Source organism: Cellulomonas gelida (assembly GCF_006538725.1).
Taxonomy (GTDB): domain Bacteria; phylum Actinomycetota; class Actinomycetes; order Actinomycetales; family Cellulomonadaceae; genus Cellulomonas; species Cellulomonas gelida.
The window spans coordinates 85,413-102,816 of sequence record NZ_BJLQ01000005.1; the positions used below are offsets into that span (position 1 = coordinate 85,413).

The window sequence follows — 17,404 nt, forward strand, 5'->3', positions numbered from 1 at the left end:
CGTGGTAGTTGTCCCGATTTGTCGGGTGAACTTCTGTCGATCGGACCGCCGAAGCGTGTCGACGTGGCGCTTAGGGTGGCGCGCATGACCTCGACGCGTCCGTCCGCGCCTTCCGACGTCGACACGCTCCTGCGCCTGCTGACCGCCGATCCGGGCCGTCCGCGGCTCACCTGGTACGGCGACGACGGCGAGCGGGTCGAGCTCTCCGGGGCCGTGCTGGAGAACTGGGTGAACAAGACGACGAACCTCCTCGTCGAGGAGCTCGACGTCGGCCCCGGGACCCGGGTCGCGCTCGACCTGCCGGCGCACTGGCGGACCGTGCTGTGGACGCTCGCGACGTGGCGCGCGGGCGCGAGCGCGGTCGTCGGGACCGACGAGGTCGAGCCGGACGTCGTCGTGACGTCCCGGCCCGACCCGTCCGCCGCGACCGGTCGCGGTCCCGCGCTCGTCGTCGTGACCCTCGCGGCGCTCGCACGCCGCGCGCCGGACCCGGTGCCACCCGGCGCGATCGACGCCGCCGCAGCGGTCATGACCTACGGCGACCGCCTCGGCTGGGTCCCGCCCGCCGAGGCGGCGCAGACCGCGCTCGGCACGTCGGGCACTCCTGTCGCGCACGCCGAGCTGGCCGCGTGGTGGGCGCCGGACGACGAGCGCGAGCGCGTCCTGCTCGGCGCCTCACCCGACGTCGCGGGCTGGCTGCGCGACGTGTGCCGCACGCTCGCCGGCGACGGCTCGCTCGTCCTGCTCTCCCCCGCACGCGCCACGCACCTCGCGCAGCCCGGGTCCGGGGACGAGCTCGCACGCCTCGTGGCCGGCGAGCGCATCACGCGCACCGTGCTCGGCACGACGTGACGAATCCGACTTCCGTCGGTCGCAGCGCCTGGGACTCCCGTCCCCGTGGGCCCCTGCGCCGTCGGTAGGCTGTGCCAGGTCCGGCCGTCGCCGGAGCACCCCCGAGCGGAGAGCTGGCTGGTGAACGTACGCATCATGGCGTCCGCGGACGTCGACCCGACGGCGACCGTCGGTGACGGGTCCTCGGTCTGGCACCTGGCGCAGGTGCGCGACGGGGCCACGATCGGCGAGTCCTGCGTGATCGGTCGCGGCGCCTACATCGGCTCCGGCGTGAGCGTCGGCGACAACTGCAAGGTGCAGAACTACGCGCTGGTGTACGAGCCCGCCGTGCTGGAGCCCGGCGTGTTCGTCGGACCGGCCGCGGTGCTCACGAACGACGAGTTCCCGCGCGCGGTGAACCCGGACGGCACGCCCAAGAGCGCGCACGACTGGCAGGCCGTCGGCGTGACGCTGCGCGAGGGCGCCTCCGTGGGCGCGCGGGCCGTGTGCATCGCGCCCGTGACCGTCGGGCGGTGGGCGACGGTGGCCGCGGGAGCGGTCGTCACGAAGGACGTCCCGGACTACGCGCTGGTCGCAGGGGTGCCGGCACGTCGGCTCAAGTGGGTCGGCCGCGCCGGCGTCCCGCTGCAGGACCAAGGAGATGGCACGTACCTCTGCCCCGCCACGGGCGAGCGGTACGACGAGCACGAGGGTGTGCTGACGCGTCGCGCGTCGGCGGACGAGGAGCTGCACGCATGAGCGGAACGACTATCCCCGCGGCCAAGCCGCTGATCGGCGACGAGGAGCGCGCGGCGGTCGACCGCGTGCTGCGCTCCGGGATGATCGCGCAGGGCCCGGAGGTCGCGGCGTTCGAGCGCGAGTTCGGTGAGCAGCTCGTCGGCGGACGCGCGTGCGTCGCCGTGAGCTCGGGCACGACGGGCCTGCACCTCGGCCTGCTCGCGGCCGGCATCGGCCCGGGCGACGAGGTGATCGTCCCGTCGTTCACGTTCGCCGCGACGGCCAACTCGGTCGCCCTGACGGGTGCGACTCCCGTGTTCGCGGACATCGACCCGGACACCTACTGCCTGGACGCCTCCTCGGTCGAGGCCGCGATCACCGAGCGCACCGCGGCGATCATGCCGGTGCACCTGTACGGCCACCCGGCCGACATGACCGCGCTCGGCGCGCTGGCCGCCGCCCGGGGCGTGCAGCTCTTCGAGGACGCCGCGCAGGCGCACGGCGCGACCTGGAACGGCGCACCCGTCGGCTCGTTCGGCACGTTCGGCATGTTCTCGCTGTACCCGACCAAGAACATGACGTCGGGCGAGGGCGGCATGGTCTCGTGCGCCACGCCCGAGGTCGTCCGCCAGGTCCAGCTCCTGCGCAACCAGGGCATGGAGAAGCGGTACGAGAACGAGGTCGTCGGCTTCAACGCGCGCATGACCGACGTGCACGCCGCGATCGGCCGCGTCCAGCTCGGCAAGCTCCCCGCCTGGACGCAGCAGCGTCAGGCGAACGCCGAGTTCCTGTCCGCGAACTTGCAGGGCGTCGGCGTCCCGCACGTCGCCGACGGCGCGACGCACGTGTGGCACCAGTACACGATCCGCGTCCCCCAGGACCGAGACGGCTTCGCGAAGGCCCTGCTCGAGGAGCACGGCGTCGGGTCGGGCGTCTACTACCCGATCCCGAACCACCAGCTCCCCTCGTTCGGCCTGGAGTTCGACCTCCCGGTCACGCGCGAGGCGTGCGCGCAGGTCCTGTCGCTGCCCGTCCACCCGTCGCTGAGCCAGGACGACCTCGAGCGCATCGTCGCCGGGGTCAACGCGGTCGCGAAGGCGGGTGCCTGATGGCCGACCTGCGCGCCGGGCTCATCGGCCTGGGGATGATGGGGCGCCACCACGCGCGCGTGCTGCGCTCGCTGCCGGGCGTCCAGCTCGTCGCCGTCGCGGACCCCGCGGGCGACCCGCACGGCGTCGCCAACGGCCTGCCGGTCGGCAGCTCGGTCGAGGACCTCATCGCGGCCGGCGTCGACTACGTGACGGTCGCGGTGCCCACGACCTACCACGAGCAGATCGCGATCACGCTCGCGGAGGCGGGCGTGCACGCGCTCGTCGAGAAGCCGCTGGCACCCGACACCCCGTCCGCGCAGCGCGTCGCCGACGCGTTCGCGTCGCGCGGGCTCGTCGGGGCCGTCGGCCACATCGAGCGCTACAACCCGGCCCTGCAGAACCTGCGCGAGCGGCTCGCGGCGGGCGACCTCGGTGACGTCTACCAGGTCGTCACGCGCCGCCAGGGGCCGTTCCCGGCCCGGATCGCCGACGTCGGCGTGGTCAAGGACCTCGCGACCCACGACATCGACCTGACCGCGTGGGTCACCCAGTCGCCGTTCGTGTCCGTCGCCGCGCAGACGTCGCTGCAGAGCGGGCGCCAGCACGAGGACATGGTCGCGGTCGTCGGCAAGCTCGCCGACGGCACCGTGACCAGCCACCTGGTGAACTGGCTGTCGCCGTTCAAGGAGCGCGTGACGGTCGTGACCGGTGAGCGCGGAGCGTTCGTCGCGGACACCCTCACCGCCGACCTGACGTTCTACGCGAACGGCACGGTCCCCACGACGTGGGAGTCGATCGCGAAGTTCCGTGGCGTGAGCGAGGGCGACGTGGTCCGCTTCGCGATCCCGAAGCCCGAGCCGCTGCGCACCGAGCACGAGGCGTTCCGTGACGCGGTGCTCGGCAAGGAGGTCGACATCGTCACGATGCAGGACGGCCTCGCGACCGTGCGCGTCGCGGAGGCCGTGCTCGCCTCGGCCGCGTCGGGCACCACGCAGCAGCTCGTCTGAGCATCCGTACGGCGAACGCCCGGTCCCCCCGCGGGGCCGGGCGTTCGTCGTACGGGCGTTCGTCGTGCGGGTGGTCAGCGCTGGACGGTCACCGTGAACAGGGTCGACCGCAGGCCGAGCGCGATCCGGAACGCGTCGCCGCTCACGGTCGTCGTGCCGCCCGTGCCCGTGAGCTTCACCGACGTCGCGCGGCCGCCGTAGGCACCCTTGCCGTCCCGCGTGATGCTGACCGAGGTCACCGTGCCGACCGACGGGTATGCCGCGGCCAGCGTCGCCTTGCTGACCGTGAGGTTCCACGTGAACGCGTCGTACGGGTCCGGCTTGGCCTTGAGGTACGGCTGGGAGCCGGCGACCGAGTAGCCGCCGTTCGACGCGCTGAACTGCGTGAACGCGGGCTTGCCCCCGTAGGTGCGGATGAGTCCGGCGGTCGCCTTCACGGCCGCGTCCGTGGCGGCCGTCGTGTGCGTCGCCGTCCGGCGGCCCTTGAGGTCGTACGACGCGGCGCCCTTGAACACCTGGCAGGACGTCGTGTCGCACGTGTCCCACCACCACGGCCGGTAGCCGCCTGACTGCTCGTAGGACGCGTACGTGCGTGCGGCGATCGCCTGCGCACCGAGCGCCTGGGCGTGCCAGTAGGACGGCATCTCGGCGGGCACCACCGAGCGCAGGTAGGACCGGTAGCTCGACGTCAGCGTCACGCTGACCGCGCGCGTCGCGGGGTCCGTGAGGTCCGCGTTGAGCGACCCCAGGTACTCGTTCGCGGTGCTGCCGACGACGTTGCGGACCGTCAGGTCGGAGTCGGAGACGGTGACCCGCTTCGCGTTCGCGAGCGTGCGTGCGATCGCGGTGCTCGTCACGGTGGTCCACTTGCCGCCCGCACTGGCCTGCAGCCGCCAGCCGGAGCTGAGCCGGCTCACGCGCCACCGCGCGGGCGTGACGGTGCGGGTCCCGCTCTTCACCGTGGTCGGCAGCGCGATGAGCGATCCTGCGGTGCCCTTCGTCGGGTCGGAGCCGCGCAGACGCAGGCCCGACTCGGCGACGACGTCGAGCTTGCCGTCGGTGTCACCGCGCAGCCACACGTCGATCGAGCGCGTGTCCGACAGCCGCGCGGGCGAGGTGCCCGGGTAGTAGATCGCGGCGATCTTCTGCGCGGACTGGCCCTTCTCGGCCCGGCCCTTGGCGCCGTACTGCGAGAGCCCGATGCCGTGCCCGAACCCCCGTCCCGCGATGACGAGGTCCCCCGCCGCGGCCGGCACCGCACCGCGGGGCGTGGCAGCCAGGGCCGCGACCGCGGAGTCCGGCCCTGCGCCGTCCGGTCCTGCTCCGTCCGGCGACGTCGGGGCGGCCGCCGCCGGGGCGACGAGCCCCGCGACCACGAGCGCGGCGAGCGCGCCGGCACCGAGGAACCGCCTGCGCGCGGTCACGGTCGACGCTCCTGCAGCACGGCGGCGACCCGCCGGGCGGCGTCACCCGTCCCGTACGGCGTCGCCTGCGGCAGCGCACCGGCTCCGCGCAGGACGACCTCGTCCAGCCGCGCGAGCTCCGCGATGGTCGGCACGAGCATGTTCCAGCCCCCTTCGAGCGTCTCGACCCACTCGGTCTCGGTGCGCAGCGTGGTGCACGGTCGCCCGAGGAGGTAGGCCTCCTTCTGCAGTCCCCCTGAGTCTGTCACCACGGCGCTCGCTCCGAGGACGGCCGCGACCATCTCGTGGTACGGCAGCGGGTCCGCCACGACGATCGAGCCCTGGTCCAGCGCGATCCCCTGGGCTGCGGCCTTCGCCCGCAACCGGGGGTGCGCCAGGAGCAGCACCGGCACGCGCAGCCGGGCGAGCGCGCCGACGATCGCCGCGAGCCGCACGGGGTCGTCGGTGTTCTCCGCGCGGTGGATGGTCGCGACGACGTGCTCCCCCACGGGCGCGCCTGCCACCCGCGTCCCGGCCGCGAGGACCGCGTCCCGCACGCGGAAGCACACGTCGGTCATGACGTCGCCGACGAGCTCCGTGCGCGCCGCGAGCCCCTCGGCGGAGAGGTGGTCGACCGCGACCTGGGTCGGTGCGAGCAGCAGGTCCGCGGCGTGGTCCGTGAGCACGCGGTTGTGCTCCTCGGGCATGCGGCGGTTGAACGAGCGCAGCCCTGCCTCGAGGTGGGCGAGCGGGAGGTGGATCTTGACCGCGGCGAGCGCGGCCGCGAGCGTCGAGTTCGTGTCGCCGTAGACGAGCACCCAGTCGGGCCGCTGCTCGTCCATGACCGACTCGAGCGGGCCGAGCATCGCGCCGGTCTGCGCGCCGTGCGAGCCCGACCCGACCGCGAGGTGCACGTCGGGCGCCGGGATCCGCAGGTCCGCGAAGAACACGTCGGACAGCTCGGGGTCGTAGTGCTGCCCCGTGTGGACGATCACGTGCTCGATCCCCGAGTCGTCGAACGCCGCCGCGACGGGCGCGAGCTTGACGAACTGGGGGCGCGCGCCGACGACGCTCAGCACCCTCACCGCAGGACCTGGACCACGGCGTCGGGCACCGCGCCCACTCCTCCCGCGACGAACAGCTGGGGCACCTGCCGCGCCGCGAGCCACGCGACCGTGGGCGGTGGCGCGCTCGAACCCGCGGTGAGCAGCGTGAGTCGTCCGAGCACACCGCCCGTGAGCGAGTCGACGAGGTTGGCGTCCTTGCCGGAGGCGATCAGCACGGCCCCCGTCCCGACACGCGACTCGTAGGCCGTCGCGACCGCGGCGGCCGTCGCGTAGCGGTCGTCGCCCGCGAGCCGCGAGAACGTCAGGCCCGCGGCCCCGAGCGCGGCCGTGACGTCGCCCGTCACGACGCCCGTGCCGCCCACGACGACCGCCGACCTCGCCCCGAGCGCGGTCAGCGCGTCCTGGGTGACGGCGGGCACCGCGTTGCGGGGCACCAGCAGGATCGGCTGCCCGGTCGCCGCGGCCGGTCCCCCGGCGGCGGCGGCGTCGACGAGGTTCGCCGCGACACCGGACGCGACGACGACGTTCGTCGCCTTGCCGAAGGCCCGCGCCACCGCGGCGGCCGTCGCGTAGCGGTCGTCGCCCGCGAGGCGCGTGACCTCCAGGCCTGCCTTGCGCAGCGTGGTGACGACCTTCGAGCCGAGCACGCCCGTGCCGCCGACGAGAGTCGCGTGCGTCGCGCCCCTGCGGGCGAGCTCGTCGAGCGTGGCCTGCGGCACCGTCGTGCTCGTCGCGAGGAGCACCGGCGCCTTGAGCGTGCGGGCGTACGGTGCGGCGACGAGCCCGTCGACGAGCGACTTCTGCTCACCCGAGACGATCACGACCTCGGTCCCGCTCGGGTACGCGGCGCGTCCGATCGCGGCGGCCGTGGCGTAGCGGTCGTCCCCCGCCAGGCGCTGGACCGCCGACAACGAGCCCACCGAGAAGTAGGCGGACCGCAGGCCCATCCTGGTCCGCACGCCGTCGGTCGTCGTCTTCGTGAGCAGGTTCGCGCTCTTACCGCTCGACGACGTCGCCCGCAGCTGCATCACCGCGCCCGAGCTCGCGCGCTGGGTCACCTTCAGCGTGGCGACGTCAGGCAGCGTCGGGAACTTCGCGCGGACCTGCGCCTGGGTGAACGTCGCCTGCCAGCTCGCGTACGGGTTGCGCACGCGCGAGTCGACGGACCACTTGTCGTCGCGGGTCCGCAGGTAGGGCAGGGTCGCGCTGCCCCACACGTCCTCGGAGTTCGTGGTGCGGCCGCCTGTGGACGACGAGTAGTACGTCTCCGCGAGCTTGCCCCCGGGCGCCACGACGACCTGGGCACCGTCCTTGGTGCGCGTCGCGTTCACCGCCGCGACCCAGTACTTGCCGTAGCCCGGCTCGTTCTCCTTGTTCCAGCCGGTGAACTTCTGGTCCGTCGTCTCGTCGGTCAGGTGGGCGTTGAGCCCCGAGCGCACGCCCGCCTCGACCTTGCGGTAGGCGTACGTGCGCGCGGCGATCGCCTGGGCCTGCAGCGCCGCGGACGGCCACGACGCGGGCATCTCCGCGATGCCGTAGAGGTACTCGCTGTTGAGCCGGAGCGTGTTGACGACGTTCGTCCCGCCACCCAGCGGCCCGAACGACAGCATGCCGCGCGCGTACCGGACCGCGCCGCTGCCCGCATTGGCCCACGGCACGCTCACCACGCCACCCGACCAGCTCAGCCGCAGCTCGGACCACGTGGTCGGGTTCGTGCGGTACTCGACGCCGTCGGCGACCACCACCACGCGGCCCGTCCCGCTCGCGTTGGAGTACGTGAAGGTCAGCGAGCTCGCCGTGATCGAGCGGGTCGTGCTCGGAGCCGTGCCGAGCGTCCACGTGGTCGCGGAGTCACGCGAGACCGTGACCGAGCGGACGCCCGTGAGCACCTGGACGCGGATCTGCGGGTCGTCGGCGCGGCGCGCGACCGTCGCGGGCTCGTAGTAGTGCTCGAGGATGCCCGCACCCGAGTACCCGTCGAGCGCCATGCCGTAGGCGCCGTACTGGGACATGCCCAGGCCGTGGCCCCAGCCGCTCCCGGAGAACGTGAACGTCGACGGGACGGCCGCCGCCCGCGCGCGGGGCGCCTCGGCGGGGACGGCCGCCGCTGCCGCCGGGGCCGCGGCGAGGCCGACGACGAGAGCGCCGATCGCCCACGCGGCGACGCACCCGAGCGCGCCCCGCAGTCCGCGGCGACCGCGTCCGGTCGTCGGCTGGTGCGTTGGGGTCATCTCACCGCGCCGATCAGGAGTCGTGCCGTCGCGGGGGTGATCGCCCCCGGGCCGCCGGCGAGGTCAAGGGTTGTCGTCCCGACCGAGGTCAGCCAGGACTGCACCGCGGTGTGGCTGCTCGCACCGGGCACGAGCACGACGAGCCGGCCGAGCGCACCGGCTGTCACGGAGTCGATCAGGTGCGCGTCCTTGCCCGCCGCGACGACCACGCGGCGCGTGCCGACGCGGTCGGCGAAGCCCTTCGCGGTCGCGAGCGCGGTGCCGTACCGGTCGTCGCCCGCGTAGCGCACGACCGTGCCCTTGGTGACGAACTCGACCTGCTCGGCCGTCGCGCCGGAGACCGCGCCGGTCCCACCGACGATCGTCGTGCGCGTGACCTTGCGGGCGATGATCGCGCTGCGCGTCGCGGTCGGGAGCTTCTTGCGCGTCGTGAGCAGCACGGGCTGGTCGGTCGCGGCGGCGGCGCCACCCGCGGCGGCCGCGTCGACCAGGTGCGCCTGCTCGCCCGAGGCGAGCACGGCCTGCGACGACGCCGGCATCGCGCGCGCCACCGCGGCGGCCGTGGCGTAGCGGTCGTCGCCCGCGAGGCGCTGCACGTCGTCGACGCCCAGGCGGCGCAGCTCACGCGACAGCGCCGTCCCCAGCACACCCGTCCCACCCACGAGCCACACGCGTGACGGCGCTCGCGCGATGATCTCGGCCCGGGTCGCCGCCGGGAGCGCGTCGCGCGCCGAGAGCAGCACGGGTGCCTTGCGGGACGCGGCGAACGGACCCGCGACCAGGCCGTCCACGATCGACGCCTGCGTCCCGGCGACCAGCACGACCTCGTCCGAGCTCGACGAGCCCGCACCGCCGAGCGCGACAGCCGTCGCCCACCGGTCGGACCCGCCCCAGCGCGACAGCCCGCACGTCTCCTTGCCGTACCCGCCCGAGGGCAGCCGCTCGACCCACACGGTGTCGGTCAGCCCGTGCCTGGTCGTCGTGATCCGGTAGATGCCCGCGGGTGCGCGCGCGCCACTGTCGCGGTTGCCGTCCCACGCGACGTCGACCCAGCCGCGGCCGCTGCCGGACAGCCGCCGCACGACCGTCCCGGAGCACGCCGAGCGCACGGTCGCCGACCAGCTCGTCGTCGACGCGTTGTAGGCCTGGGCGACGACGGGGTCCCCCGGCGACGCCCACGTGGTCCGGCCGCGCGACTCGACGCGCTGCACCTGGTCAGCGGCGTAGGAGCGGATCGTGCCCAGCCGGTCGTACGTCCGCTGGCCCGGGCACGCGGTCGAGGCGACGTCCCGGTGGCCCATGATCACGGGCAGCGAACCGGTCCAGCCGGGCTTGCGCACGGGGTGCGTGCTGCCCTCGCGCGCCGTGAGCACGGTCGTGCCGAGGGGGTCGCGCGCGAACGTCGCGAGCTTCCACGCCGCGACCTGGGCGACCGAGCGCAGCGCTGCGTCGGGCGGCGTGGTGCCGGTGAAGTCGCCGATGATCGCGATGCCGATGGTGTTCGTGTTGAAGCCGCCCGAGTGCACGCCCAGCGGGATCTGGTCGATCGAGCCCTTGCGCCCCTCGTACACGGTGCCGAACCGGTCGACGAGGAAGTGGTACCCGACGTCGCTCCAGCCGCGACCCTTCACGTGGTACTCGTAGATGCCGCGCACGAGCGCGGGAGCCTGGGCCCGCGAGTAGCCGTTGGCGTTGACCGTGTGGTGCACGACCGCTGCCTGGATGGTCGAGCTCCAGTCGATCGGCTTGCGGATCGACTCGTCCGCGTGCCACTGCGCACGCGTCACGAGCGCGGGCCGCAGCCGCGACGGGCTCACGCCGGCGCTCGCGGCCTCGACACCTTCCTCGGTGCCGTCCTCGACCTCGGTGCCGTCCTCGACCCCGGCGTCGGCGCGCGCCGCGCTGTCGGGCACCGAGGAGACCGTGGCGTCGGCCAGGTCCTCGACGCCCGCGTCGACGAGCGTCGCGGCGAGCCCGGTGGGCGCGATGCCGCTGGCGGTCTCGACGCGCACCTGGAGCCCGTCGGCGCCGGTGCGGACGTACGGCGTGGTGCCGGGACGCGCGTGCGCGGCCTCGGCGGTGCCCGCGTCGGGCGCCTCGGGGTCGATCTCGAGCTCGGCCCAGCTCGACCACGAGTCGTCGTGCCGCGTGCGCACCAGCACGCGCTCGACGTCCGCACCCGTCGCCCACGTCACCCCGACGACGTCGAAGTCCGTGGTGGCGCGGGCCGGGGTCAGCACGGCGAGCCTGCCGGCGTGGCCCGCGTGCTCCTCGTCGATCTCGACGGGTAGCGCGAGCGAGGCCCGGCTCGTGGCGTCGACGCCGGCGGCGAGCGGCACGGTGGTCGTCGAGACGGGCGCGTCGGGTGCGAGCGGGACGAACGAGGTGGCCGCGTCCGCCGTCGAGGCAGGGGGTGCGGCGGACACCGCGGGCGCGAGGGTCACGACGAGCGCGGTCGCGACCGCACCGGCGAGCAGGGGCCGGCCGACCGCCTGCGGTACGCGTGCTCGGCGAGGTCGCATCGAGGTGCCCTTCACTGCCGACGTCGGGTGATCCGGGCATGGAGGAAGGGCCCGAACCGCCGTCACAGTAATTCACACCTGTCACACGTGCACGTTTCGCGGACCGTCGGCGCGCCGCGTCGTGGAGCGGGTCTCAGGCCCGCTGGACCACCCGCGAGACGACCTCGAGGTCGGCGTCCTGCACCACCACCGCGCCGGGGCTGCCCGCGGCGATGCGCTCCGCCAGCGGCCTCCCCCGCACGTGTCCCCAGGTCACGAGCGCCGCACCCGCCACGAGCGGGCCGGCCTCCCTCGTCACGACGCGGGCGAGCGCGCCCGGGTCGATCCGCGCGTGCCCGGGGCCACCCACGGCCGTCTTCCAGCGCGTGCTGAGTCGCTGCTGGCGCTGGAGAGCGGCATCGACCACCCGTTCGCGCCCCGCGCGGCGGGCGAGGGGGCGCGTCGCTCCGATCAGCGCGCGCGGCACGCCGTCCAGGACCCACCCCTCGAGCCGGTGGCTGAGCAGGCCCGCACGGATCGGCGCGACGTCCAGCCGCTGCACGCGACGGTCCAGCTCCAGACGGTCGGCCCCGTCGGCGATCAGCACCGCGCGCGCACCGCGGCGCACCGCGTCACGCACGACGCGCACCGCGCCGGGCAGCGCCGAGCCGTGCAGCGCGACCGCGACGACGAGCGGGGCGTCGGGGTCGGGCTCGTCGACGGGCTCGCCGCGCAGGGCCGCCGCCAGCACGTCGCCGACCGGCCGGGTGCCGAACCGCACGGCGAGGTCGGCGCGCACGAGGCCCGGGCGCGCGCTCGCCCGCCGCTCCTCGAGCTCGCGCACCGCGGCGATCACGTCCTCGACGCCGTCCCCGACGGGCACGAGCCGCGCCATGTCCTCGTCCTGCGCGACGTCGAGCGTGCGCGTGCCGCCGCGCGTCGCGGTCGCGACGACGGGCAACTCGCTCGCGAGCGCCTCGACGGCCGTGAGCCCGAACGTCTCGGAGACCGACAGGTGCACGAGCACGTCCGCGTCCTGGTAGAGCGCGCCGACCTGCGCGGGCGCGACCCGGCCGACGAGCCGCACCGCGGCACCGACCCCGAGCTCGTCCGCGAGCGCCCTCACCCGGTCGGCGTCGACCCCGCCGCCCGCCACGGTCAGCGTCGCGGTCGGCCGCTGCGCGTGCCACGCCGCGAACGCGCGCACGAGCCGCAGCACGCCCTTGGCCTCGAGCAGGTTGCCGACGTACAGCCAGCGGTGCAGGTTCGTCGGTGGCAGCTCGCGCGGGGCGAACCGCTCGACGTCGACGGGGTTGGGCACCGTGTGGACCTTGTCCGCGACCTCGGGGTAGCGCTGCTGGACGGCACGCGTCGTGTCCTCGCCGACCGCGGTGACGAGCGCCGCGCCACGCACGGTCCGCGCGTACATCGCCTCGGACTGCGGCACGGACCACAGCTTGTTCAGGTACGACGCGTGCTCGCTCACGACGACGCGCGTGCGGTCGCCGACGAGGTCGAGGACCGCCCAGCCGGTCGGCATCCCGACGTGCACGTGCAGCACAGCGGCCGCCGCGAGCACCGGGGCGTACGGCGCGAGGGCGTCGCGCACGAGCTCGGCGACGCGGTGCCGCGGGGTCATCGGGTCCATCGGGGCCGTCAGGTGGAACACCTCGAGGCCGTCGACGACGCCGAGCGACGGCTCGACGGGGGCCGCGTCGAGCGCGCGCACCTCGACGTGCACGACGAGCGGGTCGGGGAACGCGCCGAGCAGCGCGCGCGTCGTCTCGCGCACGAACGCGCCGCCGTACGGGTTCTCGGCCGTCGGGTACCACGGCGTCACCACGACGAGCCGCCCGTCGACGTCCGCGGGTGTGAGCGCTGGCCGGGCCTGGACCACTCGACCTCCTCCTGGGGCACACGACATCGCTGCTGCTGCAGGGGGACATTCGATCCCATGACCGGGGCGAAGCCGTCGTTAGTATAGGGAGGCCGTTCGCCCGGGTTGCCGGGATCCGCACGGCCCCCACCGCTGTCTCCACCCCTTGAGGATGCTGTGAAGATCGCTGTCGTCGCCCTTGGCAAGATCGGCCTCCCGCTGGCCGTCCAGTTCGCGTCGAAGGGTCACGACGTCGTCGGGGTCGACGTGAACCCGCAGGTCGTGGAGCTGGTGAACGCCGCGACCGAGCCCTTCCCGGGCGAGGCCCACCTGCAGGACAAGCTCACCGAGCTCGTGCCCGCTGGCCGGCTGCGCGCGACCACCGACTACGCCGACGCCATCCCCGGCGCGGACGCCGTCGTGCTCGTCGTGCCGCTGTTCGTGGACGACGCGACGTGGCAGCCCGACTTCGGCTGGATGGACGACGCGACGCGCTCGCTCGCCGCGCACCTGACGCCCGGCACGCTCGTCTCCTACGAGACGACGCTCCCGGTCGGCACGACGCGCACGCGGTGGAAGCCCCTCCTCGAGGAGGTCTCAGGCCTGACCGAGGGCGTCGACTTCGACCTCGTCTTCTCCCCCGAGCGCGTGCTGACCGGTCGCGTGTTCGCCGACCTGCGTCGCTACCCCAAGCTCGTCGGCGGCCTGTCCGAGCGCGGTGCGCAGCGCGCGACCGAGTTCTACGAGGCCGTGCTCGACTTCGACGAGCGTCCCGACCTCACGCGGGAGAACGGCGTCTGGGACCTGGGCTCGGCCGAGGCCGCCGAGCTCGCGAAGCTCGCGGAGACCACCTACCGCGACGTCAACATCGGCCTGGCGAACCAGTTCGCGCGGTTCGCCGAGCGCGAGGGCATCGACGTCCAGGCCGTGATCGACGCGTCCAACTCCCAGCCGTACAGCCACATCCACCGGCCGGGGATCGCGGTGGGCGGGCACTGCATCCCCGTGTACCCGCGCCTGTACCTGTTCAACGACCCCGACGCGACGGTCGTGCGCGCGGCGCGTGAGGCGAACGCCGCGATGCCCGCGCACGCGGTCGCGCTGCTCGAGGCCGCGGCGGGCCCGCTCACCGGCCTGCGCGTCGTCGTGCTGGGCGCCGCCTACCGTGGCGGCGTCAAGGAGACGGCGTTCTCGGGCGTGTTCCCCACGGTCGAGGCGCTGCGCGCGGCCGGTGCGACGCCGCTCGTGCACGACCCGCTCTACTCGGACGGGGAGCTCGCCACGCTCGGCCTGGACGCGTACCACGTGGGCGAGAGCGTGGACGCGGCGGTCGTGCAGGCGGACCACGCGGAGTACCGCACCCTGGGCGAGGCCGACCTGCCGGGCGTGCGCGCGCTCGTCGACGGACGAGGCGTGACCGACGCCGCGCTGTGGCCCACGGTCACCCGTACGGTGATCGGGCGGGCGTCTCGCGTCTGACGCCCGACCGCACGCAGCCTCACGGATGACGGGACACGAGTGACCTCCACGATCGACTCCGGCGCACGTCCGCACATCGCGATCGTCGCGATGTTCTTCCCGCCCTCGCGTGCGAGCGGCGTGTACCGACCGCTCGCGACCGCGAACCTGCTCGTCGAGATGGGGTGGGACGTCACGGTCGTAACGGCCGACCCGACGTTCTTCGACGACATCACGGGCTCGCGGGACGACAGCCTGCTGGCCGCGATCGACCCCCGCGTGCGGGTCGAGCGCGTCGCGGTGCCGTCGCAGCACCTGCAGCGCGACGTGCGCAAGATGTCGCGCCTGCGTGCCGACATGCCGCTGATCGCGACGGCGGGTGCGCGGATCGGCCAGAAGGTGTTCCCCGACAAGTACGTGACGTGGCTGCCCGGGGTCGTGCGGCGCCTGCTGGGCGTGCACCGCCGCAACCGGATCGACGTGGTCCTCGCGACGGGCAACCCGTGGACCGCGTTCAAGGCGGCGCACGACTTCGGCCGCCTCGCCCGCGTCCCGTACGTCATGGACTACCGCGACTCGTGGACGCTGGACCAGTTCAACGAGCGTCCGGCCTTCCCCGACGACTCGCGCGAGGTCGCCGCCGAGCGCACGCTCATCGAGGCGGCGGCGCGCGTGGTGCACGTCAACGAGCCGATGCGCGCGTGGCACGCCGACCGCTACCCGCGCGCGGCCGAGCGCATGCTCGTCGTCGAGAACGGCTTCGACCCCGAGCTGCTCGGCGACGTCACGCAGGAGGTCCCGCCCGCGGACCGGCCCCTGCGGTTCGGGTACCTGGGGACGATCACGAGCCACCTGCCCCACGCGGCGACGTGGCAGGGCTGGAACCTCGCGCTCGGCACGCACCCGGAGCTCGCAGGCGCGACCGCCCACCTGTACGGCCACCTCGGGTTCTTCCCGCGTGACGCGCAGGTGCTGCGCGCGATGATCCCCGGGCCCGAGGCGGGCGTCTTCCTCGAGGGACCCGTCGCGAAGGCGGAGGTGCGCGCGGCGTACGAGTCGCTCGACGTGCTGCTCATGATGATCCCGTCGTCACGCTTCGTGACCGCGGGCAAGACGTACGAGTGCCTCGCGACGGGCAAGCCGGTCGTCGCGATCCACACGCCCGAGACCGCGGCGACCGAGCCCATGCGCGGGTACCCGCTGTGGTTCCCGGTGCGCTCGGTCGACGGCCCGGCGGTCGCGGACGCGCTCGTCGAGGCCGCGCGCGCCGCGCGCAGCGCGACCCCGCAGGTGTACGCCGCCGCGCGCGCCCATGCGGACACCTATCGACGCGAGAACCAGGTGCGTGTGCTCGACGCCGCACTGCGGGAGGTCATCAGCGGTGCTTGAGGGCAAGCGAGTCGTCGTCACCACACCGTGGTACCCGGTCGAGGGCCGGCCGTACGACGGCATCTTCGTCCAGGAGTCGGTGGCCGCGCTCGGCCACCCGGCCGAGCTCACGACCATCGTGCACGTGCGCAACGTGCCACCGGACGCGGAGCCGGGAGTCACGCGCACGACGACGCCGCTCGGCGAGCTCGTGCGTATCGACATGCCGGTCGACTCGATGAGCCCGCGCGTCGACACCGCCCGGGCGCAGCGGGAGGCGCTGCGCCGCGCGGACCTGCCCGAGCTGCGGGACGCGGACGTCGTCCACGCGCACGTGGGCATGCCGACGGGCTGGGCGGTCAGCGGGCTGCTGCGCCCCGACCAGCAGCTCGTCGTGACCGAGCACGCGACCTACCTGCGCACCGTGCTGCGCCTGCCCGAGGGCGCCCGGCTGTACGCCGAGCTGCTGCGCCGTGCGCAGTGGTACCTCGCGGTGTCCGAGCTCGAGGCGCGCCGCGTGCGCGGTCAGTTCCCCGACCTCGCCCAGCGCGTGCGCGTGATCGCGAACCCGGTCGACGACGAGCGCTTCACGCTGCGCGAGCGCACGCCGACGAGCCTGGACCACTGGGTGTTCGTCGGGAACTTCATCGAGCGCAAGGGCGTGCTGACCCTGGTGCGGGCGTTCGCGCTGTGGGCGCAGGAGCGACCGGAGACGGCGCACCTGACGCTCGTCGGCGGCGGCCCGGACCGCGACGAGCTCGTCGCGCTGGTCGCCGAGCTCGGGCTCGGGGACAAGGTCACGTTCCACGGGCAGGCCAGCCCCGACGACCTGCCGGGCATCTTCGCCCGGGCCGACGTGCTCGTGCACCTGTCCGCGTTCGAGACGTTCGGCCTGACCGTGGTCGAGGCGGCCATGTCCGGGCTGCCGGTCGTGGTGACGACGAGCAGCGGGCCGCAGGAGACGCTCTCGGACGCAGCAGCCTCCGGCATGGCCGAGTACGTCGGCCTGCCGGCCACCGCGCAGAGCACGGTCACCGCGGTGCACCGCCTCGAGGACGCGCTCGCGACGGCCGACGCCGCGACCGTGCGCGAGGTGCTCGTCGAGCGCTACGGCGCGCGCCGCTACGGCGAGCGCCTGCGCCGCGCGCTCGCGGGCCGTCCCCCGGTGCCCGCGCCCCCGCCAGAGGCGCCGCTCGTGCTGTGCCTCGCGACCACGCAGCTCGCGGCGCGGCGCCTCGTGCGCGTGCAGTCCGAGGCCCTGCGCGCGGGGGCGCGCGTCGCGCTCGTCACCGCCGCCGAGGGCAACGGTCCGCAGACCGAGCCGAACGTCGACGTGCTCGACCTCGGCCCGCACGTCCACCGAGGCCCGGCCCACCTGGTCCCGCACGTGCTCGTGGACGTCGTCCCGTCGACCCTCGTGCGCGGCGTGCGGCGCGGCTGCACGCTCGTCGCCGGCACCTCCACACCGCTGAAGGCCCCGGCCCAGCGCGGCGTGAACCTCACGAGCAAGGTCCTGTCGAAGCACTACCAGCTCGCGCGCCGCGTCGAGACCGTGCTCGACCGCCGCGTGTACTCGCACATCGGCCCGGCGCGGATCGCGCACTACGTCTTCGACGAGCACGCCGCATGGCTCGACGCGCACGCGCCCGACGTCGTGGTCATGGGCGACGAGGCGTCGCTCCCCCTGGCCTGGCGGCTCGCGCAGCGCTTCCCCGACGCCGAGATCGTCGGGGCCGTCTCCGACGCCGTGGTCCGCGACCTCGTCGCGACCGCCCACGAGCGTCGCGCCGCGCCCGCGCCCGCGGCTCTGCGGGACTGACGCCGCAGCGTCCC

At 74.4% G+C, this 17,404-nt stretch carries 12 protein-coding genes; 7 read left to right on the top strand and 5 right to left on the bottom strand.

The window, feature by feature from the left end:
* Positions 1 to 84 precede the first annotated feature (84 nt).
* The 4 genes from CGE01nite_RS03785 (at position 85) to CGE01nite_RS03800 (ending at position 3,667) form a co-directional block, all read left to right on the top strand.
* Positions 85 to 852 (top strand): TIGR03089 family protein, encoded by a 768-nt coding sequence (locus tag CGE01nite_RS03785; protein WP_141369071.1) that lies wholly within the window; start codon positions 85 to 87, stop codon positions 850 to 852.
* Positions 853 to 987: 135 nt separating this feature from the next.
* Complete coding sequence (locus CGE01nite_RS03790; RefSeq protein ID WP_048341718.1) at positions 988 to 1,590, top strand: acyltransferase; 603 nt, start codon at positions 988 to 990, stop codon at positions 1,588 to 1,590.
* A complete protein-coding gene (locus CGE01nite_RS03795; RefSeq protein ID WP_141369073.1) occupies positions 1,587 to 2,678 on the top strand; it encodes a DegT/DnrJ/EryC1/StrS family aminotransferase in 1,092 nt (363 codons plus the stop codon). Before CGE01nite_RS03790 ends, CGE01nite_RS03795 begins: the two co-directional genes overlap by 4 nt.
* Positions 2,678 to 3,667, top strand: coding sequence for a Gfo/Idh/MocA family protein (locus CGE01nite_RS03800; RefSeq protein ID WP_141369075.1), 990 nt, complete (start codon positions 2,678 to 2,680; stop codon positions 3,665 to 3,667). The genes CGE01nite_RS03795 and CGE01nite_RS03800 overlap by 1 nt, the downstream gene beginning before the upstream one ends.
* Positions 3,668 to 3,741: 74 nt before the next feature.
* Here the strand turns inward: CGE01nite_RS03800 and CGE01nite_RS03805 are convergent, their stop codons facing one another.
* The 5 genes from CGE01nite_RS03805 to CGE01nite_RS03825 all read right to left on the bottom strand — a co-directional run bounded on the left by CGE01nite_RS03805 (position 3,742) and on the right by CGE01nite_RS03825 (position 12,766).
* Entirely contained in the window at positions 3,742 to 5,091 is a 1,350-nt protein-coding gene (locus CGE01nite_RS03805) for a SpoIID/LytB domain-containing protein (RefSeq protein ID WP_141369077.1), read from the bottom strand.
* Positions 5,088 to 6,155: a non-hydrolyzing UDP-N-acetylglucosamine 2-epimerase gene (gene wecB / locus CGE01nite_RS03810; RefSeq protein WP_141369079.1), complete on the bottom strand. Its 1,068-nt coding sequence runs from the start codon at positions 6,153 to 6,155 to the stop codon at positions 5,088 to 5,090. Before wecB ends, CGE01nite_RS03805 begins: the two co-directional genes overlap by 4 nt.
* Positions 6,152 to 8,368, bottom strand: a complete 2,217-nt coding sequence (locus CGE01nite_RS03815; RefSeq protein WP_141369081.1) for a cell wall-binding repeat-containing protein — start codon at positions 8,366 to 8,368, stop codon at positions 6,152 to 6,154. Before CGE01nite_RS03815 ends, wecB begins: the two co-directional genes overlap by 4 nt.
* Positions 8,365 to 10,890 carry a cell wall-binding repeat-containing protein gene (locus tag CGE01nite_RS03820; protein ID WP_141369083.1) on the bottom strand — a complete coding sequence of 842 codons (2,526 nt, stop codon included), beginning with the start codon at positions 10,888 to 10,890 and terminating at the stop codon, positions 8,365 to 8,367. The genes CGE01nite_RS03815 and CGE01nite_RS03820 overlap by 4 nt, the downstream gene beginning before the upstream one ends.
* A 133-nt stretch (positions 10,891 to 11,023) precedes the next feature.
* Positions 11,024 to 12,766, bottom strand: a complete 1,743-nt coding sequence (locus CGE01nite_RS03825; protein WP_170210887.1) for a glycosyltransferase — start codon at positions 12,764 to 12,766, stop codon at positions 11,024 to 11,026.
* Positions 12,767 to 12,922: 156 nt separating this feature from the next.
* Between CGE01nite_RS03825 and CGE01nite_RS03830 the strand changes: the two genes are divergently transcribed.
* From CGE01nite_RS03830 to CGE01nite_RS03840, 3 genes are read left to right on the top strand one after another with little or no spacing between them, the layout of a single operon-like run.
* Positions 12,923 to 14,224: a nucleotide sugar dehydrogenase gene (locus CGE01nite_RS03830; protein ID WP_048342774.1), complete on the top strand. Its 1,302-nt coding sequence runs from the start codon at positions 12,923 to 12,925 to the stop codon at positions 14,222 to 14,224.
* Between the two features lie 39 nt (positions 14,225 to 14,263).
* On the top strand, positions 14,264 to 15,592 hold the full coding sequence (locus tag CGE01nite_RS03835; protein WP_141369087.1) for a glycosyltransferase: 1,329 nt from the start codon (positions 14,264 to 14,266) through the stop codon (positions 15,590 to 15,592).
* Entirely contained in the window at positions 15,585 to 17,390 is a 1,806-nt protein-coding gene (locus tag CGE01nite_RS03840) for a glycosyltransferase family 4 protein (RefSeq protein WP_141369089.1), read from the top strand. The genes CGE01nite_RS03835 and CGE01nite_RS03840 overlap by 8 nt, the downstream gene beginning before the upstream one ends.
* Positions 17,391 to 17,404: the final 14 nt, after the last annotated feature.

Coding starts and splice junctions, on each gene's coding strand:
- CGE01nite_RS03785 (WP_141369071.1), top strand. CDS start 85: ATGACCTCGACGCGTCCGTCCGCGCCTTCCGACGTCGACACGCTCCTG.
- CGE01nite_RS03790 (WP_048341718.1), top strand. CDS start 988: ATGGCGTCCGCGGACGTCGACCCGACGGCGACCGTCGGTGACGGGTCC.
- CGE01nite_RS03795 (WP_141369073.1), top strand. CDS start 1,587: ATGAGCGGAACGACTATCCCCGCGGCCAAGCCGCTGATCGGCGACGAG.
- CGE01nite_RS03800 (WP_141369075.1), top strand. CDS start 2,678: ATGGCCGACCTGCGCGCCGGGCTCATCGGCCTGGGGATGATGGGGCGC.
- CGE01nite_RS03815 (WP_141369081.1), bottom strand. CDS start 8,368: ATGACCCCAACGCACCAGCCGACGACCGGACGCGGTCGCCGCGGACTG.
- CGE01nite_RS03820 (WP_141369083.1), bottom strand. CDS start 10,890: ATGCGACCTCGCCGAGCACGCGTACCGCAGGCGGTCGGCCGGCCCCTG.